General features: G+C 57.0%; 18 protein-coding genes. 8 read left to right on the top strand and 10 right to left on the bottom strand.

Going from position 1 to position 24285, the window contains the following annotated elements; all coding sequences use genetic code 11:
- The first annotated feature begins 52 nt into the window (after positions 1–52).
- Positions 53–1774, top strand: coding sequence for an ABC transporter substrate-binding protein (locus ASF69_RS12920; protein WP_062588082.1), 1722 nt, complete (start codon positions 53–55; stop codon positions 1772–1774).
- A 247-nt stretch (positions 1775–2021) separates the two neighbouring features.
- On the opposite strand, the gene fba is transcribed toward ASF69_RS12920, so the two are convergent.
- Positions 2022–3086, bottom strand: coding sequence for a class II fructose-bisphosphate aldolase (fba, locus tag ASF69_RS12925; RefSeq protein ID WP_062588084.1), 1065 nt, complete (start codon positions 3084–3086; stop codon positions 2022–2024).
- Between the two features lie 380 nt (positions 3087–3466).
- Here fba and ASF69_RS12930 point away from each other — a divergent pair, with 380 nt between their 5' ends.
- The 4 genes from ASF69_RS12930 to ASF69_RS12945 all read left to right on the top strand — a co-directional run bounded on the left by ASF69_RS12930 (position 3467) and on the right by ASF69_RS12945 (position 7648).
- The gene (locus tag ASF69_RS12930; RefSeq protein ID WP_062588086.1) at positions 3467–4468 is read left to right on the top strand and encodes an ABC transporter substrate-binding protein; all 1002 of its coding nucleotides are present in this window, start codon (positions 3467–3469) and stop codon (positions 4466–4468) included.
- Between the two features lie 98 nt (positions 4469–4566).
- Positions 4567–5454, top strand: a complete 888-nt coding sequence (locus tag ASF69_RS12935; RefSeq protein WP_062588415.1) for a proline/glycine betaine ABC transporter permease — start codon at positions 4567–4569, stop codon at positions 5452–5454.
- Positions 5447–6577 carry a glycine betaine/L-proline ABC transporter ATP-binding protein gene (locus ASF69_RS12940; RefSeq protein ID WP_082469715.1) on the top strand — a complete coding sequence of 377 codons (1131 nt, stop codon included), beginning with the start codon at positions 5447–5449 and terminating at the stop codon, positions 6575–6577. Before ASF69_RS12935 ends, ASF69_RS12940 begins: the two co-directional genes overlap by 8 nt.
- A 48-nt stretch (positions 6578–6625) precedes the next feature.
- Positions 6626–7648: an LLM class flavin-dependent oxidoreductase gene (locus ASF69_RS12945; protein WP_062588088.1), complete on the top strand. Its 1023-nt coding sequence runs from the start codon at positions 6626–6628 to the stop codon at positions 7646–7648.
- A gap of 42 nt (positions 7649–7690) precedes the next feature.
- Here ASF69_RS12945 and ASF69_RS12950 read toward each other — a convergent pair whose 3' ends face one another.
- The 6 genes from ASF69_RS12950 to ASF69_RS12975 form a co-directional block, all read right to left on the bottom strand.
- A complete protein-coding gene (locus ASF69_RS12950) occupies positions 7691–9508 on the bottom strand; it encodes an ABC transporter ATP-binding protein (protein ID WP_062588089.1) in 1818 nt (605 codons plus the stop codon).
- A 425-nt stretch (positions 9509–9933) separates the two neighbouring features.
- Positions 9934–10743, bottom strand: coding sequence for a 5-deoxy-glucuronate isomerase (gene iolB, locus ASF69_RS12955; protein WP_062588092.1), 810 nt, complete (start codon positions 10741–10743; stop codon positions 9934–9936).
- Positions 10744–10759: 16 nt separating this feature from the next.
- On the bottom strand, positions 10760–11659 hold the full coding sequence (gene iolE / locus ASF69_RS12960; protein WP_062588094.1) for a myo-inosose-2 dehydratase: 900 nt from the start codon (positions 11657–11659) through the stop codon (positions 10760–10762).
- A 1-nt stretch (position 11660) separates the two neighbouring features.
- Entirely contained in the window at positions 11661–13484 is a 1824-nt protein-coding gene (iolD, locus tag ASF69_RS12965) for a 3D-(3,5/4)-trihydroxycyclohexane-1,2-dione acylhydrolase (decyclizing) (RefSeq protein ID WP_062588096.1), read from the bottom strand.
- On the bottom strand, positions 13481–15406 hold the full coding sequence (iolC, locus tag ASF69_RS12970) for a 5-dehydro-2-deoxygluconokinase (RefSeq protein ID WP_200939085.1): 1926 nt from the start codon (positions 15404–15406) through the stop codon (positions 13481–13483). Before iolC ends, iolD begins: the two co-directional genes overlap by 4 nt.
- Before the next feature lie 115 nt (positions 15407–15521).
- Complete coding sequence (locus ASF69_RS12975; RefSeq protein WP_062588099.1) at positions 15522–16337, bottom strand: MurR/RpiR family transcriptional regulator; 816 nt, start codon at positions 16335–16337, stop codon at positions 15522–15524.
- Between the two features lie 149 nt (positions 16338–16486).
- Here ASF69_RS12975 and ASF69_RS12980 point away from each other — a divergent pair, with 149 nt between their 5' ends.
- Both ASF69_RS12980 and ASF69_RS12985 read left to right on the top strand, forming a co-directional pair.
- On the top strand, positions 16487–18106 hold the full coding sequence (locus tag ASF69_RS12980) for an ABC-F family ATP-binding cassette domain-containing protein (protein WP_062588417.1): 1620 nt from the start codon (positions 16487–16489) through the stop codon (positions 18104–18106).
- A 66-nt stretch (positions 18107–18172) separates the two neighbouring features.
- Positions 18173–19342: an acetyl-CoA acetyltransferase gene (locus ASF69_RS12985; protein WP_062588101.1), complete on the top strand. Its 1170-nt coding sequence runs from the start codon at positions 18173–18175 to the stop codon at positions 19340–19342.
- A gap of 73 nt (positions 19343–19415) precedes the next feature.
- Here ASF69_RS12985 and ASF69_RS12990 read toward each other — a convergent pair whose 3' ends face one another.
- From ASF69_RS12990 to ASF69_RS13000, 3 genes are all read right to left on the bottom strand, one after another.
- Positions 19416–19649: a DUF2171 domain-containing protein gene (locus ASF69_RS12990; RefSeq protein WP_062588103.1), complete on the bottom strand. Its 234-nt coding sequence runs from the start codon at positions 19647–19649 to the stop codon at positions 19416–19418.
- Positions 19650–19757: 108 nt separating this feature from the next.
- Positions 19758–21509, bottom strand: a complete 1752-nt coding sequence (locus tag ASF69_RS12995; RefSeq protein ID WP_244475467.1) for a chemotaxis protein — start codon at positions 21507–21509, stop codon at positions 19758–19760.
- A 160-nt stretch (positions 21510–21669) separates the two neighbouring features.
- Entirely contained in the window at positions 21670–22440 is a 771-nt protein-coding gene (locus ASF69_RS13000) for a response regulator transcription factor (RefSeq protein ID WP_112962388.1), read from the bottom strand.
- A gap of 855 nt (positions 22441–23295) precedes the next feature.
- Between ASF69_RS13000 and ASF69_RS13005 the strand changes: the two genes are divergently transcribed.
- Positions 23296–24264 (top strand): hypothetical protein, encoded by a 969-nt coding sequence (locus ASF69_RS13005; protein WP_062588107.1) that lies wholly within the window; start codon positions 23296–23298, stop codon positions 24262–24264.
- Positions 24265–24285: the final 21 nt, after the last annotated feature.

A 24285-nucleotide genomic window follows, 5' to 3' on the forward strand; every position in this document is an offset into this window, starting at 1 on the left:
GAGGACCGCCCGGATCTATCGTTACGCAATCGCAAACCTTGGGAGGATGATTATGCGAATGCATCTTTTGACGACAACAGCAGCATCCCTGCTGGCACTGGCCGGCGTGGCAAACGCCGGAATGAATGAGGCCAAGACCTTCCTGGACAAGGAAGTCGGTGATCTCTCCAGCCTTTCCCGCGCAGAGCAGGAAGAGGAAATGCAATGGTTCATCGATGCGGCAAAGCCTTTTGCCGGCATGGATATCAAGGTTGTCTCGGAAACGCTGACGACGCATGAATATGAATCCAAGGTGCTGGCGAAAGCCTTCACCGAAATCACCGGCATCAAGATCACCCACGACCTGATCGGCGAAGGTGACGTGGTGGAAAAGCTGCAAACGCAGATGCAGTCTGGCGAAAACATCTATGATGCCTTCGTCAACGACAGCGACCTGATCGGCACGCACTGGCGCTATCAGCAGGTTCGCAACCTGACGGACTGGATGGCGAAGGAAGGCAAGGACGTGACCAACCCCGGTCTTGACCTGAAGGACTTCATCGGCACCAAGTTTACCACGGCACCAGATGGCAAGCTCTACCAGCTGCCGGACCAGCAGTTCGCAAACCTCTACTGGTTCCGCTATGACTGGTTCAACGACGAGAAGAACAAGGCGGATTTCAAGGCTAAATACGGCTACGATCTCGGCGTTCCCGTCAACTGGTCTGCTTATGAAGACATTGCCGAGTTCTTCACCGGTCGTGAAATCAACGGCAAGAAGGTCTATGGCCATATGGATTATGGCAAAAAAGACCCATCGCTGGGCTGGCGCTTCACCGATGCCTGGCTGTCCATGGCTGGTAACGGCGACAAGGGCCTGCCAAACGGTTTGCCTGTTGATGAATGGGGTATCAAGGTCAACGACAAGTCCCAGCCGGTCGGCTCCTGCGTTGCACGCGGTGGCGATACCAACGGCCCGGCCTCGGTCTACGCCATCCAGAAATATCTCGACTGGATGAAGGCCTATGCTCCTCCAGCCGCGCAAGGCATGAACTTCTCCGAATCCGGTCCCGTACCGGCGCAGGGCGAAGTGGCGCAGCAGATTTTCTGGTACACGGCCTTTACGGCAGACGCGGTCAAGAAGGGCCTGCCTGTCGTCAACGAGGACGGCACGCCGAAATGGCGCATGGCTCCTTCCCCGCACGGCGTTTACTGGAAGGATGGCATGAAGCTTGGCTATCAGGACGTCGGCTCCTGGACGCTGATGAAATCCACGCCTGACGACCGCGCCAAGGCCGCATGGCTCTACGCGCAGTTCGTGACCTCAAAGACAGTGGACGTGAAGAAGAGCCATGTCGGCCTGACTCTGACGCGCGACTCCTCGATCAACCACGAGAGCTTCACCAAGCGTGCCAAGGATCTCGGCGGCCTGATCGAGTTCTACCGTTCGCCAGCCCGCGTTCAATGGTCTCCAACCGGCACCAACGTCCCTGATTATCCAAAGCTGGCTCAGCTCTGGTGGCAGGCCGTGGGTGATGCATCTTCGGGTGCAAAGACCGCGCAGGAAGCCATGGACTCGCTTTGCGCCGAACAGGAAAAGGTTCTGCAGCGTCTGGAACGTGCAGGCGTTCAGGGCGAAATCGGACCGAAGCTGGCCGAAGAGCACGACCTTGAATACTGGAACAAGGACGCCGTTTCCAAGGGCCACCTTGCACCACAGCTGAAGGTCGCCAACGAAAAAGAAAAGCCGATGACGGTCAATTACGACGAACTGGTCAAGAGCTGGCAGAAGTAAGTCTGCGGGGTTGAAACGTTGAGAGGGCAGCTCGCTGCCCTCTTTTTTCATTGCACAACACTCACCACCGTCATACCGGCCTTGAGCCGGTATCCAGCCAGCCCAAGTCTTTGGGCTGAAAGAACTTCCTCGGCGCGCAGACGCGCACCGGCTGGACCCCGGCTCAAGGCCGGGGTGACGGAGAGAGGAGTCCTCCTTCCAAAAAAAAGCCGGGGCGCACCGCCCCGGCTTTTACTTCAAATGCCTATTACGAAATAACCGGGTCCAGCGAGCCGGACGCATAGCGCTTTGCCATGTCGCGCAGCGGAATTGGTGTGATCTTCGACGCCTGTCCCTCTGTCCAGAAGAGTTCGAAACGTTCCTTGCAGAGCTTCGTCATGGCTTCGCGGGCAGGCTTCAGATATTTGCGCAGATCGAACTCTGCCGGTTCTTCCATCAGCACCTTGCGGATCTGGCCGGTGATGGCCATGCGGCAGTCAGTGTCGATGTTGATCTTGCGCACACCGTTCTTGATGCCGCGCTGGATTTCCTCGATTGGAACGCCCCAGGTCGGCTTGATCGCGCCGCCATAGGAATTGATGATATCCTGCAGGTCCTGCGGCACGGTGGAAGAACCATGCATGACAAGGTGCGTGTTTGGCAGCTTGTTATGGATTTCCTCGATGACATTCATGGCAAGCACGGTGCCATCGGGGCGGCGGGTGAACTTGTAGGCGCCGTGGCTGGTGCCCATGGCAACGGCCAGCGCGTCCACCTTGGTTTCGCGAACGAATTTCACGGCCTCGTCCGGGTCTGTCAGCAACTGGTCGTGGGACAGAACGCCTTCGGCGCCGTGGCCATCTTCAGCCTCGCCCATGCCGCTTTCGAGCGAACCGAGCACACCGAGTTCACCTTCCACGGAGATGCCGCCGTAATGGGCCATGTCGGTCACCTGACGCGTGACGCCGACATTGTAATCCCAGTCACCCGGCGTCTTGCCATCGGCCTTCAGCGAGCCGTCCATCATGACGGATGTAAAACCGGCCTGAATGGCGGTCATACAGCTGGCCGGTTCATTGCCGTGGTCGAGATGAACACAGACCGGAATATGCGGATAAATTTCCACAACCGCGTCCATCATGTGTTTGAGCATAATATCATTGGCATAGGCGCGCGCACCACGCGATGCCTGCATGATGACGGGCGAATTGGTCGCATCCGCCGCATCCATGATGGCCAGCGCCTGCTCCATATTGTTGATGTTGAAGGCAGGTACGCCATAGCCGTGTTCTGCCGCGTGATCGAGCAACTGTCGGAGCGTTATTCGAGCCAAGGTATTTCCCCTTAAACAATCTGATTTGAAAACGAGATGCTTTTTTCACCCATCCACCAAGGAACGGATGTGTACTATTGCCCCGGGAATAGGAACTATCCAGCTTTTTTTGACAGCTATCAGCAAAGATTGGGCCTTTTCGCGCAGTTTCTCTGGCCGTTTCAGGCTTGCGAGAGGCATTTTGGTGCTTCCAGCCGAAAATCTTGACAGAAGATTAAAATCGGGCGGCTGTCGTGGTTTGGCAGATCACCGTCGCATTTTGTGCAGGTTGCGGGCGGCCTTCGCGCCATCATCCCTGCAACCTTGCAAAAGACAAGAACAGTGGCAGGCCCAGCGGCAGGTCTGCTCTCTTATAAGCGCCGCCAATAAAGGGAACAGCGATGAATAAACTGCTTGCATCAACCTGTCTGGTGTTCGGCCTGTTGGCTGGCGCCTCCGCATCCAGCGCCGCAGATTGCGGTAGCCCGACAATCGCCAGCATGAACTGGCAGAGCGCGGAAGTGCTCTCCAATATCGACAAGATCATTCTCAACGAAGGCTATGGCTGCAGCGCCGATATTACCGTCGGCGATACCGTCCCCACCATCACCTCCATGGTGGAAAAAGGGCAACCGGATATCGCGCCTGAGGCATGGGCCGATACATTGCCAGAAGTCGTCAAGCGCGGCGTCGACGAAGGCAAACTTGTCGTTGCCGCAACGGCCTTGCCGGATGGCGGCATTCAGGGTTGGTGGATACCCAAATACGTGGCTGAAGCCCACCCGGAGATCAAGACGATCGGCGACTTGATGAAAAACCCCAAGCTGTTTCCCGATGCAGAAAACCCTGACAAGGGCGCCATCGTGAACGGCCCGCAGGGTTGGGGCGGCACCGTTGTCACGGCGCAGCTCTACAAGGCATTCGGCGCTGAAAAGGCAGGCTTCAACCTCATCGACAGCGGTTCGTCTGCCGGTCTCGACGGCTCCATTGCCAAGGCATATGAACGCAAGCAGCCATGGGTCGGGTACTACTGGTCGCCAACGGCACTTCTCGGTAAATATGAGATGGTCAAGCTGGAGCCGGGTGTCGCCGCCGATCCCGCCGAATGGAAACGCTGCAATACCGTTGCGGATTGTCCGGATCCCAAGCCGAATGCATGGCCTGTCGACAAGGTCGTGACGCTCGTTGCAAAGCCTTTCTCGGAAAAGGCCGGACCTGCCGTGATGGACTATCTCAACAAGCGGTCCTGGAGCAACAACACCGTCAACAAGCTGATGGCATGGATGACGGATAATCAGGCGACGGGTGAAGACAGCGCCAAGCACTTCCTGAAAGAAAACCCCGATATCTGGACCAAATGGGTCTCTGCCGAGGCTGCCGAGAAAATCAAGGCTTCGCTCTGACGCGCATCCTGCTGCCGGCGCTTGCGCCTGCAACCACGCAAGAGAACAGGCGGCTGGCCATTGCCAGTCGCCCGTCGTCGCGAACTCTGGGGAATTTCATGGACTGGTTTTACGCGTTTCCGCACATGAACGACGATGGCCTTCGCAATCTGAAAAAGATGATCGATGATGGCTTTCGTGAATTTACCCGTGCCTGGGGCGGCACGATTGAAGGTTTCTTCTCACCCCTGCAGCAGTTCCTGATTGCCGCAGAACGTTTCATGACACAGACGCCATGGCCGATCATCATTCTGATCATCATGGTCATTGCCTGGTTTGCCAGCCGCAGCGCCAAGATCGTCGCAGGCTGCATGTTCACGCTGCTGGCCATCGGCTATTTCGACATGTGGACGGATACGATGCGGACGATCTCGATGATCTTTGTCTGCACGGTTCTCTCCATCGTCATCGGCCTGCCCATTGGCATTGCCATGTCCCATTCCAATCGCTTCCAGCGGGTCGTCAATCCCATTCTCGATGTGATGCAGACGATGCCAAGCTTCGTCTACCTCATCCCGGTGGTCATGCTTCTGGGTATTGGCAGGGTTCCGGGCCTGATCGCCGTGGTGATCTACGCCATTCCCCCCATGATACGGCTCACCAATCTCGGCATCCGCCTGGTAGACCGCGATGTGCTGGAAGCCGCCGATGCCTTCGGCTCTTCCGGCTGGCAGAAGCTCTTCAAGGTTCAGCTGCCGCTCGCCCTTCCCACCATCATGGCCGGCATCAACCAAACCATCATGATGGCGCTGGCCATGGTCGTCATCGCCTCGATGATCGGGGTGCAGGGCCTTGGTCAGCCTGTCCTCAAGGCAATTGCCAACCAGTATTTCACGCTCGGCATCTTCAACGGTCTTGCCATTGTCGGCATCGCCATCATCTTTGATCGCATCAGCCAGGCTTATGGCAAGAGGCTCCAGAAACATCAGGAGATGACCCATGGCTGAAGGCGCATTCGGCGGCATTAAAATCCGAAATCTCTACAAGATTTTCGGCAGCAATGCTCAGACCTTTGTCGATGCCGTGAGGAACGGCATGAGCAAGACGGAGCTGAATGAAAAACATGGTCACGTCCTCGGTCTGCGGAATATCAATATCGATATTCCCTCGGGCTGCATCCAGGTCATCATGGGGCTTTCGGGCTCCGGAAAATCCACGCTGATCAGACACATCAACCGACTGATTGACCCCACGGCGGGCGAGGTGCTGGTGGACGGCGTGGACGTTGTAAAAATGAACGTGCAGGAGCTGCGCAATTTCCGCCGCCACCAGACGGCCATGGTCTTCCAGAAGTTTGCCCTCCTGCCACACCGCAACGTGCTGGATAACACGGTCTACGGCCTGGAGGTGCAGGGCATATCCCGGGCCCGAAGCGTGGAAGTGGCGATGGGCTGGCTGGAGCGTGTCGGATTGAAGGGCTATGAAACCCGTTTTCCCAACCAGTTGTCGGGCGGGATGCAGCAGCGCGTAGGTCTTGCGCGCGCCCTTTCCAACGACGCACCGGTGCTGTTGATGGATGAAGCCTATTCCGCGCTTGACCCTCTCATCCGCACCGACATGCAGACAGTGCTTCTCGACATCCAGAAGGAGATCAAGAAGACCATAGTTTTCATCACCCACGATCTCGATGAGGCCCTGAGGCTTGGAGACCAGATTGCAATCCTGCGGGATGGCGAGGTCATTCAGCAGGGCACCAGCCAGGACATCGTGCTTCGCCCGGCAGATGATTACATCGCGACCTTCGTCAAGGAAGTGAACCGCGGACGCGTCATCACCGTCGAAGCCATCATGTCGCCCGCCAGGGTGGGCGGCGGCCATCATGGTCAGTCCATTCCAGCGGAAACCAGCGTCGAAGACGCCATGCGCACATTGTCGATCAGCGGAGAGGACGATGTGGCGGTTACTGCAGCCTCTGGCGAAGTTGTTGGAACGGTCAGTTTCCGCCAGCTTGCCAGCGCGATTGTCAACGCTGGCGTTACGGATATGGGGACCAAAAGCCGGACGGATGGCACTGCGGCGTCAAGGCCTGAACAGACTGTTCACAATCCTGCCGATACATTCACCGCGTAGCGCACTATATGTTCGGCAACGAAACATATGCGTTACAGGTGAAAACACATGAAGAAGATCGGCTTTTTGTCCTTCGGTCACTGGAGCCCCGGCCCGCACTCGGAGGCCCGTACGGCAAAGGATGTGCTGAAGCAATCCATCGAGCTTTCCGTTGCAGCCGAAGAGATCGGCGTCGACGGAGCCTATTTCCGCGTGCACCACTTTGCCCGCCAGCTGGCCTCTCCCTTTCCGCTGCTGGCAGCCGTGGGCGCGCGAACGAAGACGATCGAAATTGGCACCGGCGTCATCGACATGCGGTATGAGAACCCGCTCTACATGGCGGAAGATGCGGGTGCGGCCGACCTTATTTCGGATGGACGTCTGCAACTGGGCATCAGCCGAGGCTCTCCCGAACAGGTCATCGATGGCTGGCGCTATTTCGGTTACCAGCCGAAAGAAGGTTCCGATGATGCGGAAATGGGACGGCACAGCGCCGAGGTGTTTCTGGAAGTGCTGAAGGGCGAAGGTTTTGCCGAGCCCAACCCGCAGCCGATGTTCCCTAACCCGCCGGGAATGCTAAGGCTTGAACCGCACTCCGAAGGCCTTCGCGACCGTATCTGGTGGGGTGCCGGCTCCAACGCGACAGCAATATGGGCCGCAAAGCTTGGCATGAACCTGCAAAGCTCGACGCTGAAGAACGACGAGACCGGCGAGCCTTTCCACGTTCAGCAAGCAGCGCAGATCCGTGCCTATCGCCAGGCCTGGAAGGAAGCGGGCCACAGCCGCGAGCCGCGTGTATCCGTCAGCCGCAGCATCTTTGCGCTGGTGGATGACCGTGACCGCGCCTATTTCGGTCGCGGCAGCAAGGAAAGCGACAGCATCGGATATCTCGACGCCAGCACGCGCGCCATCTTCGGACGTTCCTATGCGGCTGATCCAGAAACGCTCGTCAAGGAGCTTGCGCAGGATGAAGCGATTGCCGAAGCCGATACGCTGCTTCTGACGATCCCGAACCAGCTGGGTGTCGAATACAACGTCCACGTCCTCGACTCCATTCTCAAATACGTCGCGCCGGAACTCGGCTGGCGTTGATTGCAGGCTGCACGGCATTGATCGGTGCCGTGCAGCTTTTCGTCATTCGGCAACATCCATCACCAGACCCTTCGTCAACTCCAGCGCCTGCCGCTCAAAAAGCCCGCGATAGATACCGCCCTTTTTCTGGATGAGGCTGACATGGGTACCCTCTTCCGCAATTTTCCCGTGATCGAAGACGAGCAACCGATCCAGCGATCGCACGGTTGAAAGCCGGTGTGCCACCACAAGGGTCGTGCGCCCCAGCATCAAACGCTCCATCGCGGTCTGGATCAGCATTTCCGATTCCGAATCCAGACTGGATGTTGCCTCATCCAGAATGAGTATCGGTGCATCGGCGAGAAACGCCCGTGCAATCGCGATCCGCTGCCGCTCCCCACCGGAAAGCTTGACGCCGCGTTCGCCCACCAGTGTGCCGTACCCCTTGGGCAGAGCCGAGATGAAGCCATGGGCGCTTGCAAGCCTTGCAGCATTTTCGATTTCCTTCTGCGTGGCGCTTGGCCTTGCATAGGCAATGTTTTCCGCCAGCGTCCGGTGAAACAGGATCGGCTCCTGCTGGACGATGGCAATCTGCTGGCGCAACGACATCTGCGACACCTGCGAAATATCCTGCCCGTCGATGCGGATCGCACCATGGCTCACGTCATGCAGCCGTTGGATAAGCTTGATGAACGTCGTTTTGCCTGAGCCCGAATGCCCAACCAGACCGACGCGTTCGCCCGGCTTGATCGTCACCGAAAAGTCCTTGTAGAGCGGTGCCAGATGCCTTCCATAATGGAAGCTCACCCCATCAAACTCGATCCGTCCTTCATTGATGACAAGTGCTTTTGCCTTTGCTACATCGTCGATGCCGAGCGGTTGCGCATGGATTTCGACAAGTTCCTCCATGTCGTTCACCGAACGCTGCAGGTTGCGGATATGCATCCCGATTTCACGCAGATAGCCCTGCAGGATGAAGAACGATGTCAAAACGAAAGTGATATCGCCCGCATTGGCTTTGCCAGCGGCCCAGAGCAACAGCGCAAGGCCAACCACACCCGCCCGCATGATGCCGAGCAGACCTGCTTGAAGCGTGCCGTTGATCGTTCCGCGCGTCCAGGTGCGCCGGGTCCGGTCTTCCCATTTGCCCATGACACGCGCCAATCGCTTGTCCTCACGGTCCTCTGCACCAAATGCCTTGACGACAGCATTGCACGTCACCGCATCGGCAAGAGACCCGCCAAGGCGTGTGTCCCAGGCATTGGCAAGACTTGCCATGGGCGCGACAAAGCCCAACGACATGCTGGCCGTGATGCAGACAAACAGCAACGAGCCAAGCCCCACGAGCAGGCCCATCATCGGCCAGTACCACGTCATCAGCACCGTGGAGCCGATGAGCATGACGACGGATGGAAACAGTGCCACGAAAACAGTGTCGTTCAGCAAATCCAGCGCCCACATACCGCGCGTGACCTTGCGCACTGTCGAGCCGGCAAAGCTGTTGGCGTGCCAGTCCGAAGAGAAACGCTGGATGCGGTGGAAGGAATTCGCGGCAATATCCGCCATGGACTGCAACGTGAAGCTGATAATGGTCATGAAGGTGACGTGCCGCAAAATGACAGCCAGAAGCGCAAGCCCGATCAGCCAATAGAAAGCGTTGATTGCGTTGCTCCACGCAGCGGGATCACTGCCGGAACCGGACACGACCGCATCCACCAGCCGCCCGGCAAACATGGGCGTCAACACATCGGCAAGTGTGGACATGAGCACCGCGCACAGCATGAAGCCGGCACGGCCCGGCTGCTGGCGCCAATGCGACCAACAGAAACGAAAAACAGTGCTAAACGCCTTGCTCCGGCGTATTTTCAAACCAAAAGACATGAATAGCATCCGGCACGCGGCCGGTCCCATGAAAGAATCTAGTGTGGAATCCGCGCGAGCTTACGGCGCGAAACAATGGGGAAAACTTGAAAGAAACGACCGGATTACCGGTGTTAACGGCGGAGTTTCTCGATCAGATCAGAGAACCCGCGGGCGCTGGCGCTGCGGAGGCCACCGGGGAGTTGGAAAAATATGCCATTTGAAACCTCCCTCGCTCAGGTTGAAGCTGGCATAATAGGCAGGCGCCTTAAAAAGCCAACCCGAATTTTTAGGTTTCGGGAACTAAACCTCTAGCTGCGGCAAAGCTGCCACAGTTCGCATCGGTTACGATGGATCACAAAAACTGCCGGAAGTCCGTTGCAAGCCCGGAAAATACCGGGCCTGCGCCGTCATGAACAGTTCAGACGGATGAGCGCGGCTTGTGCTCAGCCATTGTCGCGCTTGAAGATCCAGTCATGATCCGGGTGGTTCTGGAACCGCCATTTGCGCATGGGGCCAGCCATGACGTTCAGATAATACATCTCATAGCCATAGGGCGCGCCGCAGGGATGGTGCCCCTTCGGTACCAGCACAACGTCGCCATCGGAAACCGCCATGGTTTCGTCCAGCGTGCCATCTTCGGTAAACACCCGCTGGAAGCCGAAACCCTGGGCGGGATTGAGCCGGTGGTAATAGGTTTCTTCCAGATAGGTCATATCCGGGAAATTATCCTCGTCATGCCGGTGCGGAGGATAGGACGACCAGTGGCCGGAGGGTGTAAACACCTCGGTAACGAGAAGGCTCTCGGCCACATCCCGGTCTTCCATCGCAATCGGGAAGATGTAGCGGGTGTTTGCGCCCTTGCCGCGTTCACTCAGCGAAATGCCTGCCGGACCGATGACCTGCGCCTCCCTGCCGGGCTTCGCCGGGGCCGTGCAGACGCCAATCGTGCAATCGCTTGTCGCCTTGAGCGACCAGGATGAGCCTGCTGGAATGTAAACGCAATGCGGTGGCTTGCGCTCAAAGACATTCATCCGGTCTCCAAGTTCGCCGAAATCTTTGCCGCCGGCGGAAACCTCAGCCTTGCCTTCGACGAGAACCAGAATAACCTCCGTCTCGCCCGTTTCCTCAGCTGCCGTTTCGCCCGGCTTCAGCCGATAGAGGCCAAAACCAACATAGCCCCATTCGGCGCTTTCAGGCGTGATGTCGTGAACCTTGCCATGGGTGCCGACAGGTTTGCGCAACAGATTAGCCATGGGTCATCTCCTTTGCTCAGGCCTTGTCTAGCCCGGCCTGCCTGGCGAATTCCCGAAGGGATTTAAGGCCAAGGCTTTGATATTGATATGGATTGCGCACATCGGGGTCTTGCTCGGCCTCGATGACGAGCCAACCGCTATAGTCGTGTTCCGCAGCAATCTTCAGCACCGGCAGGAAGTCGACACCGCCTTCCGTATCGCCGGGAACGGTGAAGACACCGCGTCGCACGCCTTCAAGGAAGGAGAGTTTCTCGTCACGCACCTGACGCGCGATGGCTGGGCGAACATTCTTCGCGTGGATATGCCCGACGCGCGCCATGTATTTCTTCGCCAGCCTTTCAGGATTGCCCCCGCCAAACAGGCAATGGCCGGTGTCGAGCAGCAGCTTGGTGTGGGGTCCCGTATTGTCCATCAGACGGTCAATCTCATCTTCACTTTCGATGATCGTGCCCATGTGATGGTGATAGACGAGTGCAATGCCCTGTTCGGCGGCAAACTTTGCCAGCGCTTCCACGCCTTCACCAAATGCCTTCCAGTCCGCATCGGCAAGCTGGGGGCGGTCGTTGACGGGCTTTGCGTCATCGCCATGGATTGCGTTGGATGTTTCGCAGACGATGATGACCTTGGAACCCATTGCTTTCAGCAGATCGAGCGCAGGCTGCATCGCCGCTTTTTCGTCTTCGACAGAGTTTGTGAGAAGGTTCAGCGAATGCCACCCGGAAACATAGCGCAAGCCGCGCGGCTCCAGTACCTTCTTCAACGCATCCGGCTCCTGCGGAAATTTGTGGCCCTTTTCAATGCCGTCGAAACCGATTTTCGATGTTTCGTCCAGGCATTGGTCGAGGCTGATATGCGCGCCGAGCGTGCGGTCGTCATCATTGCTCCAGGCGATAGGGTTGGTGCCGTAGAGGATCATCTTATTGTCTTTCCTTCAATGCCGCCTCATAGGCAGCGCGTGCATCATTAACCTCACTGCGGGCGGAGACTTCCGGCACCGCAACATCCCACCAGTAACCGCCAGCGTCGGGCGTCGGGTACGGGTCCGTATCGATGACGATGACGGTTGTTGCCGTGGCCTCGCGGGCAGCAGCCAGTGCCGCTTCCAGTTCCGCAATCGACGATACCTTGCGGGCATCCGCCCCCATGCTGGCAGCGTGAGCGGCAAAATCAATGGCAATGGGGTTGGCATGGGTGGTGTGGGCATAGAGATTGTTGAACTCAGCCCCGCCCGTGCCCATCTGCAGCCGGTTGATGCAGCCATAGCCCCTGTTATCAGTGATGACGACGGTGATCTTCACGCCCATTGCGACAGACGTCGCAAGCTCGGAATTCATCATCATGTAGGAGCCGTCGCCCACCATAACGACAACATCACGCTCGGGCTCGGCCATCTTGATTCCAAGACCACCGGCAATTTCATAGCCCATGCAGGAAAAACCGTATTCCATGTGGTAGGATAGTGGCAGCTTGGCCTTCCACAGCTGGTGCAACTCTCCGGGCATGGTGCCCGCAGCACACATGACAACCGTATTTTCCCGCGATGCACGCTGCACAGCGCCGATAACCTGCATATCGGTCGGCAGGCTGTTGCCATCCTTGGGCGCCGCCGTCACGGCGTCAGCCTTGGCAAACCATGCCTGCTTCAGACCGGCCTCTGGCGCTTCAAAGCTGTGGCCGCCCAAGGCTTTGGAAAGCTTCTCAAGCCCAACTCTGGCATCTGCAGTCAGGCTGATGGCATTGTGCTTGGCGCTGTCATAGGGCTGAACGTTGAGTGCCAGAAGCCTGGCGGAAGGGTTCTTGAACAGCGCCCAGGATCCAGTCGTGAAATCCTGGAACCGGGTTCCGACGCCGAAGACAAGATCGGCCTTCTCGGCAATGGCATTGGCGCTATCGGCACCGGTCACGCCGACCGGACCGAAGTTCAGATCATGGTCCCAGGCAAGAGCAGATTTACCAGCCTGCGTTTCCACCACAGGAATGCGGTGACGTTCGGCAAAGCCTTTCAGCGCCTCGGTTGCCCCGGAAAAATGCACGCCGCCACCGGCAACGATGACCGGATGGGATGCGGATTTCAAGGCTGCAACGGCTGCTTCGAATTCGCCAAGATCCGGCTCGGGGCGACGCTGACGCCAGATTTTCTTTTCGAAGAAGCTGACGGGATAATCAAAGGCTTCCGCCTGCACGTCCTGGCAGAAGGCAAGCGTGACAGGGCCGCAATCGGCAGGGTCTGTCATGGTGCGCATGGCGCGCGGCAAGGCCGTCAAAAGCTGCTCGGGCCGCATGATGCGATCAAAGTATCGGCTGACCGGCTTGAAGCAATCATTGGCCGAAATCGTGCCGTCACCGAAATCCTCGATCTGTTGCAACACTGGGTCTGGCCCGCGATTGGCAAACACATCTCCGGGAATGAACAGGACCGGCAGGCGATTGACATGCGCAAGCGCAGCAGCCGTCACCATATTGGTTGCACCCGGACCGATGGAGGATGTTACCGCCATGGCCCGGCGACGCCCGAGCTGCTTTGCATAGGCAATTGCCGCGTGAGCCATGGATTGCTCGTTCTGGCCTCGATAGGTCATCAGCTCATCGCGGATGCCATAAAGTGCCTCGCCCATCCCAGCGACATTGCCATGGCCGAAAATTGCCCAGACACCTGCGATAAATGTCTCGCCATGCTCATTCATCTGCGCGGCGAGATACCGGACCATCGCCTGCGCTGCCGTCAAACGTATTGTCGTCACGCTGCCTCTCCCTTTTTCCCGGCGGCCCGCGCCTTATCCCAGATCTGGCATAGCGCGTTGTAACGGTCGGCCATTTGGCTTACCGCCTCCCCGTCATTGATGCTGCCCGAAAGCCACGCCCGCGCCGCATCCGCAAAAATCGTTCGCCCGACCGCAAAACCCTTGACCAGATCAAAGCCCGCCGCAAGCTTGAAACTTTCCTCCAGCTCCGCCTGTGGTGCATCCAGCCCCAGCACAACGATCCCTCGCGTATAGGGGTCATTGCGCTTGACCGCGTCGACTGCATTTTTCCATGCGGCTTCGGTTTTCATCGGCTCAAGCTTCCACCAGTCCGGATACACTCCGATCTCATAGAAACGGTCGATGATGCTCGCCGTTGTTTGATCGTCAACCACCGCGACCTTTGACGGTATGACCTCTAGAAGAAGCTCCAGCCTGTTGCGGCGTGCGGCCTGAAACAGGCGCAGCACGGTGTCTTCCTGCTGCTTGCGCAGTTCTTGCGCGTCTTGCGGATGATAGAAACACAGGACCTTCACGACATTGGTCGCCGGCCACTCGCCCAAGCCGCCAAAATCGAGGCCAAGCTCCGGCTCAAGCGTCAACGGTCGGGAGCCCGGCCATTCGACGGGCCTCCCAACCCAAAGACCTGTGCCGTTGGCTTCATAAAGCGCATCACGGCCCAGACGGCTATCACACAGAATGCCGTAGCCCGCCTCGTTACCGGAAACATTGAGTGCTGCTTTCAGGCACAGCTTCTTGAACTCACCAATTCTGGCATGTTCGACACCCGCCTCATCCGCCAGGGCTTCCAGCTGCATCCGGTGATCGAAGGCGAACACGCGCATGGTGTTCCAGTCACCCTTGCGGTTGGTGGCCCAATGCACCTGCTCCAGCGCCTCATCCTTGCGCAGCGCCTTGTTTTTAATGCCGGTGCGGAAGAAGTATTGAAGCTCTTCCCAGCTTGGATAGGCGGGCGTGCAGCCATGACGAGACACGGCAAAGGCGCCACAGGCATTGGCGTATTTCAGCGTTGTCGGCCAGTCCTCGCCCCGCAGCCAGCCGCGAAAGAGGCCAGCCATAAAGCCGTCACCGGCGCCAAGCACGTTGAAAACCTCAATCGGAAAGCCTTCCCCGGACTCGCCATCATCAAGACTGGCTGGAATTTCGTCGGGAAACACCACAGCGCCCATTGGTCCGCGTTTGCACACAAGCGTGGCTTTCGAAACCTTGCGGACGGCCTTCAGGGCCTCCAGCGTATCCGTAGAGCCACCGGCAATATGAAACTCTTCCTCCGTCCCGACGATGAGATCGAACAGATGCAGGGTTGATTGGAGCTTTGCCGTAACCTTCTGCGATTCCACGAAACGGCTCTCGCCGTCGCCGTGACCGGCCACGCCCCAGAGGTTCGGACGATAATCGATATCGAGCGCCGTTCTTGCCCCGCCTTCACGTGCCAGACGCAGAGCCTTGAGAACGGCGGCTTCTGTGCGCGGGTGCGAAAGATGCGTCCCCGTTGCGCAGACGCAAGCCGCATCCGCAATGAATGCAGGATCGATGTCGTCCTCGCAGAGCGCCATGTCTGCGCAATTCTCGCGGTAGAAAATCAGCGGAAATTGCGACTGGTCGCGGATGCCGAGAAGGACGAGCGCGGTCAGGCGTTCCGGGTCGGTCTTCACGCCTGTGGTGTCGACACCTTCGCGTATCAGCTGCTCTCGAATGAAGCGACCCATATGCTCATCGCCCACGCGGGTGATGACGGCCGTTTTCAGTCCCAGGCGGGCACCGCCTGCCGCAATGTTGGTGGGGGAACCACCGATATATTTGTTGAAGGAGGACATATCCTCCAGCCGGCCGCCAACCTGCGCGCCGTAGAGATCGACCGACGAGCGGCCTATCGTAATGAGATCGAGCTTTTTCACGATCGTCCTCCAATCGCGCTGACGCGGGTTCCGAACTGGAAACGACGCTCCTCAGTCGTTTCCGTTCAGTTTATTTTTGGACTATAAATTCCATTTTTTTCGGTTTCAACATAAATATTCAATTTTGGCGGTGCGTACCCACACCGACAGCCAGCGCGATCGCAACGCATAATGTTGCCGAAAGGGAGCGGAACGCGCCGAAATCCACCTCTGACACCGCAAGGATGGTCGCACCCAGCTTACGCATCGGGCTTACGGCTGTATCCGTAATCGCAACGACGGGAATTCTCCGGGCAAGGCTGGACGAGACGAGATCCATCGTTTCCACCGAGTAGGGCGAGAAGGTAATCGCCAGCACCACGTCGCCGTAACGGATCGCGCTTTGATTGTGCAACTGTCCGACCGATGCGTGGAGCATGGCCGGAACACCCATCTTCTCAAAGGCATAGGCGAGATAGCTTGCTACGGGAAAGGACCGGCGAAGACCGACGACATGGATGGTATTTGCCTCTGAAAGAACCCGGATCGCGGTCTCGAACTCCTGCGGATCGACTGTTTTCAGCACATTTTCAAGCGATGCCCGGCCAGCATCCACGAATTCAGCCAGCAACAGGGCGCCGCCATCCTCTCCATTGTCACGCAGGTTGCTGAGCCGCGTCGTATAGTCCGGCCAACCGCCGGTATAATGCTCGCGAAACAGGCGCTGCATCTCCGAATAGCCGGAAAAGCCCATGATCTGGCTGAAGCGCATGATGGCGGATGGCTGCACGCCTGCACTCTCAGCCAGCTCGGCAACGGTGGAAACGGCAATGCGGTCGGCATGAGCGGCGACATAGTCGGCGCACTGACGCAAACGTTTCGGCAGGCTGTCCGTCACCTCCAACAAACGTTCCTGAAAGGCTTCTACCGTGGCCGGAATCGCGTTTGCGCTCATGTCATCTCCCTCATTCACCCGAACTGCTGCCAATATGGAATATCCATTCCAAAATATTTCACAAGCATTCCATGATGATTCACCTGATGACAGCATTGGCACGGCATGGCATAGGGACGCCAAACCTCCAGCTTATCGGTTACTCCTCCATGATCCGCATCGAAAACATCAGCAAATCCGCCAGCCATCGCATCCTCTTCATCGAGGCGTCGGCAGCACTCAACAAGGGTGAGAAGGTCGGCCTCGTCGGTCCCAACGGCGCTGGCAAGACAACGCTGTTTCGCATGATCACCGGAGAGGAGATGCCGGACGAAGGTCAGGTTGCTGCGGAAAAGCATGTTTCCATCGGCTACTTCAATCAGGACGTCGGCGAAATGGCGGGGCGCAGCGCGGTTGCCGAAGCCATGGAAGGGGCAGGCCCGGTCAGCGCCGTCGCCACGGAGCTTCGTGAGCTTGAAGCGCGGATGGTCGATCCCGACCAACTGGACCAGATGGATGAGATCATTGAGCGGTACGGCGAAGTTCAGGCCCGCTACGAGGAACTGGACGGCTATTCGCTGGAAGGCCGCGCGCGCGAAGTGCTTGCTGGCCTCAGCTTCACGCAGGAGATGATGGATGGCGATGTCGGAAAGCTCTCCGGCGGCTGGAAGATGCGTGTGGCGCTGGCCCGCATTCTCCTGATGCGGCCCGACGTCATGCTGCTGGACGAACCGAGCAACCATCTGGACATCGAGAGCCTCATCTGGCTTGAAAACTTCCTCAAGACCTATGACGGCGCGCTTCTGATGACCTCGCATGACCGCGAGTTCATGAACCGTATCGTCAACAAGATCATTGAAATCGATGCAGGATCGCTGACAAGCTATACTGGCGACTATGGTTTTTACGAACAGCAGCGCGCCCAGAACGAAAAGCAGCAGCAGGCACAGTTCGAGCGCCAGCAGGCCATGCTTGCCAAGGAAATCAAGTTCATCGAACGTTTCAAGGCCCGCGCTTCCCATGCCTCGCAGGTGCAGAGCCGGGTCAAGAAACTGGAGAAGATCGACCGCGTAGAGCCCCCAAAGCGCAGACAGACCGTTGCCTTCGAATTCCAGACTCCACCGCGGTCGGGCGAAGATGTCGTTTCGCTGAAGCAGGTGCATAAGGCCTATGGCCAACGGACGATTTACGAAGGTCTGGACTTCATGATCCGCCGCAAGGAGCGGTGGTGCATCATGGGCGTCAACGGTGCGGGTAAGTCCACGCTGTTGAAGCTGATTGCCGGAACAGCCGAACCCGATGTCGGCAGCGTCAATGTCGGCGCAAGCGTGAAGCTTGGCTATTTTGCCCAGCACTCGATGGATCTTCTTGATGGTGAAGCCACAATCCTGCAGTGGCTGGAGCAGCGGTTTCCGAAGGCGGGGCAGGCCCCGTTGCGGGCGCTGTGCGGTTGCTTCGGCTTTTCAGGTGACGATGTCGACAAGAAATGTCGAGTTCTCTCGGGCGGCGAAAAGGCGCGCCTCGTCATGGCTGCCATGCTGTTCGACCCGCCAAATTTCCTCGTGCTGGACGAGCCGACGAACCACCTCGATCTCGACACCAAGGAAATGCTGATCAAGGCGCTCGCAGAATACGAAGGCACCATGCTCTTCGTCTCGCACGACCGCCATTTTCTGGCAGCCCTTTCAAACCGCGTGCTGGAACTGACGCCGGATGGCATTCACCAATATGGCGGCGGCTACACGGAATATGTCGAAAGAACAGGCGCGGAGGCTCCTGGGCTGTTATAACTGACCCATGCTTTCAACGCTAAGCCCTGTTCTGGAGAGAGTGGCAGGGTTCGGGAGGAGAGAAGAATGGGTAAGGCGCAGATCGTCGGCTGGGCGCATGGACAGTTCGGCAAGTCCCCGCTGGAGAATACGGAGCAGCTCATGGCCTCCGTTGTGGCACCGGCTGTAGCCCATGCGGGCATCGAGGTCACCGATATCGATGGCATCTTTGTCGGGGTCATGAACAACGGCTTCTCCCGGCAGGATTTTCAGGCCGCTCTTGTCGCCATGAGCGACGAAAGACTGGCGCATACGCCTGCCGTGCGCTTTGAAAATGCCTGCGCCACAGGCTCCGCTGCCATCTACAGTGCCATGGATTTCATCGAAGCCGGTCGTGGCCGCATCGCCTTGGTGGTCGGTGCGGAAAAAATGACCGCGCTCCCGACCGATCAGGTTGGAGATATCCTGCTTTCCGCCAGCTACCGCGCAGAGGAAGACGATATACCCGGCGGGTTTGCGGGCCAGTTCGGGCGTATCGCCCAGACCTACTTTCAACGCTACGGCGACCGCTCCGAAGAGCTGGCAATGATTGCGGCGAAGAACCACGCCAATGGCGTCAGCAATCCCTTCGCCCATATGCAAAAGGATTTCGGGTTCGCGTTTTGCAATACGGTTTCGGAAAAGAACCCCTATGTAGCCGCCCCGCTTCGTCGTACCGACTGCTCCTTGATTTCAGATGGGGCAGCCGCAATCATTCTGGCGGATGAGGAAGTAGCGGCCACCCTGCAGCGCGCCATAGGTTTCAAGGCGCGCACCCAGGTCAATGACATCATTGCACTCAGCCATCGAGACCCCCTTGCCTTCGAGGGAGCCCGGCGCGCATGGATGGCCTCGCTGGAAAAAGCGGGATTGGATATATTCGATCTCTCTCTGGTGGAAACACATGATTGTTTCACTATTGCCGAACTCATCGAATATGAAGCCATGGGCTTAGCCAAGCCCGGTGAAGGTCACCGTGTTGTCCGTGAAGGGATTACGCGAAAGGACGGTCGCCTTCCCGTTAACCCGTCTGGGGGGCTGAAGGCAAAGGGCCACCCCATCGGGGCAACCGGGGTATCCATGCACATTATGGCTGCAATGCAACTGGCCGGGCAAGCGGGTGATATGCAGATTCCCGATGCAAGCCTTGCAGGGGTATTCAACATGGGTGGAACGGCGGTGGCCAACTACGTTTCAATTCTGGAACGCGTCAAATGAGGCGAGGTTCTCTCAATTCCGCGCATAAAAAATGCGGTCTGAAAGACCGCATTTTGGGGTAGAACTGGCAAGACTAGTTCATTGTTTCCCAGCCGCTGCGCACATCCGCAGCAGATTTGCTGAGGTGAACGTGGGCGTCGACGTGGTCGACCCAATCAAGCGGGATGAGGTGATGCTTGCCATCGTCAGCGTCGGTCTTGGTCAGCTTGATACGGTTCTGACCTTCCATGTGGTCAACAGTGCCGACGTGGCTGCCATCAGCCGAACGGACTTCCATATGCTCGCGAATTTTGTCACCAGAAATCATTTCTGTTTCCTCCTGTGTGTTTTTCAACTTGCGAGGAGGAAATGGAAATGCCCGGTTTTCGTTCCAGTTTTTTCGCGCGAAGACTTAGTCCGGCAGGATCACCGTCGCCTAGAAAAGGGCGTCGGCAAAAAGATCATCGTCATCAGACGCCGATGACTGGCTATTCGAGACGGCCGATGCGCTGGAAGAGGAATTCGAAACATGAGACGGCAGGAAGCGCGCGTGAATGTCCCGCTCCTGCGACATCGTGTAAAGCTTGTAGACGCGGTGGCTAAAGCCTTCGATCTTGTCCGAGAACCGGGAAACGTCTGCCTCAAAACCTTCCGAGAGCTGCGCGGCAATCTGGCAGCATTCATTGAAGGTGGAGCCGAGCTCGCTTTCGAAATCAAGCGTGACGACCGCGGCGCTGATACGGCTGAAAACCGCCTGCCCTTCTTGCGCCAGCGCTTCCACGCCGGAGTCCATCTGTGACTTGGCGTGGCGGATGGTCTGCAAAGCCTCATTCAGAGGCGATGCCATATCCGTCGTCACTCCGCCTTTTGCGAGCTGCGCCGTGGCTGTCTCAACCTTTTCGAGCTCTTCCACGATCGCATCTGCGGGCGTTTCAAGCTTTGCTGCGAAGATGCGCATCTCACCGCTGACAACGTTGACAGACCGCCCTGCATCGCCAAGCTTGGAACAGCGCAGGTTGGAGTTCAGCGCCATATAGTGAATGTCGATCTTGATGGACCGCAATATCTCGATGCCGCGCGACAGTTCCTTGGCGCTATTGGTGACCGACATGACGACATCGTCTGCATCAGCGCTGCTGCCCTGGACGCGACCGACAAGATTGGTGGCGTCCACAATGCCCTTCTCCATCAGAGCCAGAATGTTGCTGTCACCGTTGCGGGTCTTGTCGATCAGCTCGTCACGCAAGGACAAAATCCGGGCAGCATCATCCGCGAAGCTGGAAATGCTGGCAAAAATCTTGGAACAATCCCGGTGAAAATCAGCGGCGGTCTCATCCATCTGGGCACCTGCAAGCTGCAGGACGGCTTCCTGCAGAACCGCAAGCTCTGCTGCGTCAAGCGCTTTACCTTCACTGGAAGAGGCGAATTCCTCGAGCATCTCTAGTGTGCTTTGAATGTGCTCGATGCGCTGACGCGTAATGTCGCCAATCTGCAGCGAGGACAGGACAGATCCTATTTTGCCCTGGACTGTCTGTGCAATCTTTTTGGCCTGTGCCGCGATATCGGCCATTTCGCGATGCTGCTTTTCGATCAGCCCTGAATTCTCATTGAGGCTTTCGATGATCTGCGGAATGGTCGACTGGAAATCGGAAAGCGTGTCTGTTGAAAAGGACCGCGCCTTTATCAACTGTTGACGCATTTCTTCGAGATTTTTGGCAAAGCGACCGACTTCGTCCGAACCGGATTGTATACGTTCGCGGATCTCATCAGCAAATCCGGCAAATTCCGTAAGGCCAGCACCGGTGATCTTAACCGTAACAGCGAAGGTCTTCAGATATCTGATCGTCTCATGGATCTCATCAATATGTTCTCCGGTCAGGGAACACATATCGGCAAGATTGTTGAACGCCGCCTGGCGTTCTTCTTCCGTTTTTGGCAGCTGGGCCAGATCGTTGATGGTCTGACGCAGGCCTTCAAGCGTGTCGCGGGCCATCTTTCCGTCGATCGTCCCCGTCATCCCGTCGAGAATGCCGATAAGATTGCCGAGAATGTCCATCACCGAGACAAGAACCGCTCCGCCATCAAGAAATTTCTTCTCGATTTTCGCGTGCGCGGCAGAAAGCTTGGCACTGAATTCGGCCTGCCGATCGATCTTGAAGGTCTCTTTTTGCCGCAGCATGGTATTCATCGTCGTTTTCCGATCTTGTGTTGTGCGGAAAAGCTAGACGGATTTATAAAACGACAGGTAAATCTAAGTTCGCGTCAAAGCTGAAATCCGAAACAGAGTTAATATTTCTTACAAGACGATAGTTAACGATACACCCACGCTGCGTGGCTACTTTATGCCCTTAGTTTTTCCATCGATCTCCACTGCCTTGCGTTGCTTCTTTGTTGAAGAATCGTGAAGCAGCTTCAGTCCGGTTTCTCACATTCATCTTCTTGTAGATATTACGGACATGAACCTTCACGGTATTTTCGGAAAGATGCAGCCGGTCGGCGATGATCTTATTCTGCGTTCCCTTGCAGAGCAGGTCGAGTATCTGCACCTCCCTCGTCGTCAAAGCGCAGAACTCATTATTGCGGGCCGCCAACGCATCCGCACGGTTGGCAACGATCGATGGTGTATCCTGCACGGTACGGCTTGATATTTCCGGGCCTGAGGTGAGTTTCCCCAGCAAAGCCGATGGGAAGTGCTCACCGCCTTTTATCAGAAGGTCGACCGCCGCCATGAAGACATCAAGCCGCAGATTGAGGGGAAGAACACCGTCTATGATGCGCGTGCCCACCAGTTGCTTGAGGTATCCCTCGATCATCTCGATCGCATCGATCACCAGGGCGATCTGTGCATCGGGGTGCTTGGTGCGAACCTCCGTCAGCATTCGTTCCAACTGTGTTCCCGAGAGCTTGTAGATGAGAACAAGCTTGACATCGCCAATGGGTATGTCCGGCAAAGGCGCCGAAAAAGGCGAGGACATGACGTTGCAGGCGGGAAACTTCTTGGCTAATGCCTCGACGAGACATTCGGAAAAAAGATCCGCATTCGCAACGACGATGATCTTCCCGCCAACCCCCAATGCACTGTTGCTGCTCTTTCCGTCTAGTACGCGTGATGCGACCATGAACATATACGCCTCCCTCGAGCGTTACGCAGATACTGTGTTCTTTCACAAGCGCGCCGAGAGTGTGGAATACCTTGCTGAATGAGCGTTTCCACTTCTCCGAGCTAAGCTATTATGCGTTAGTTATTTATTAATCATAAGAACTAATACAAAAAAACACTAAAATAAATTGCCCAAACGGATTAGTGAACCGGAAGCAACATATCCGGACGAATATGACGCATGGATTTACTCGCTTTTTCTGGCAAAACGCAAATAAATATGGGTTTTTATACAGCCATCGATTTCGCGTGTGACGTCATCAACCAACGATGGTTGAATTTTATTCTGAAAATTTTTGCGGTTTCTGGTTACCTCATTTCCTTTTTTAACCCGCCAGGTTGACGTTTGTCGAGCCTGTGCGGGAAACCTTCAACCAACGTGCAACAACCTACGCAATTTAATTAGCATCCCCGATGCACGCAGCCGCATCCCTCTCTGCTTAATCCCATTTAGCAACTGGAAACCTTTCCGCATCTCGGACACATTCAGCGCCGTTGCAACTGACAGCAACCGGTTCGACCCGATCATCCCTTGTGTTTGCGTCCGGATGGCAGGCCGAAGACAACGTACTCAAACAGACAGACCTGACACTCTGCAGTCTTGCCGACTGCGGAACTGGATATGCGCATGTTCGTAACCGCGTCTTGTGCATCTCCCAAAAAACCACGGCCTGGCAAGCGGGCCGCTCACCGCAGACGAAATGTTGGAAGTACGTCTGCATTGGATGAACACTCGGAGTAAGCGCGAATAAAATCCCGTTTGAGATGAGAGGGATTTCGAAAGCTGCTCCGAACTTTCTCGGAGGGAATTGAAATGGGAAACTATCCACAGCCAGCTGGCGACGACATCACCAAGATCGGCGCACTTTCCGAAGGCTTTGCCAACACATCCACCAACGACAGTGACGTGGACGACAGCAATGTCGGCGTTGGCAACGGCGGCAACCGGGACAACACCTACACGGACAACAGCCAGAGCCTCGACGTCGATGCCAAGATCCAGGTCGCCACCGACAATGGCGACAATCGCGACAACAGCTACGACTGGGACTACGACAGCAAGACAAATACCTACAGCGACAACGATACGAATTCGAACAACAAGACGACCAACATCAACGACGCCGACACGAATGTGAAGACCGACTACGACTGGAGCTATGACAGCAAGTCCTATAGCGACAACGACACGACCGTCATTACGCACACAGACACGGACACCAAGACGTCCAGCTATTCGAGTGCCGATACCGACACCAAGACGACGACGGACAGCTTCAACGAAAGCTTCTCGAAGTCTGATGATGATTTCGCCACCATCGAAGACGTCAAGGACATCGGCAATCTTGGCGTTGCGGGCGGTGACATCGCGTTCAATCTTGGCGATGACTTCTCCTTCTCGCTCAATGTCGACAACATCCTCAACAACTCGCTGAACGGCGATGGAAACGACTCGGCATTCAGCCTTGTGCAGGCCAGCCACCTTGCTGACCAGGACTCGGCCTACAACGTGCAGATGAACAACCAGGACGCCATGAACGACCTGACTACCACCGGCGGCACAGCGCACGGCGCCGAAGGTATGGACATGGACGGCAAGGGTTGGGATCTCAAGGCCGGCGATGATGCTGCAGGCAGCAGCACCGCAAACGCTTCCTCGATCCTGGCAAACTCCGGCTACCATCTGGAACTGGTACAGGGTGCAAACCTTCTTACCAACTCCTTCGAAGGCAGCGTCATCGGGGGCAACTCGGACAGTGTAGGCGAAGACGCGGGCTCCTGAGCCCCTACTCTCTGGATGGCA

Source organism: Rhizobium sp. Leaf311, from assembly GCF_001423445.1.
Lineage (GTDB): Bacteria > Pseudomonadota > Alphaproteobacteria > Rhizobiales > Rhizobiaceae > Agrobacterium.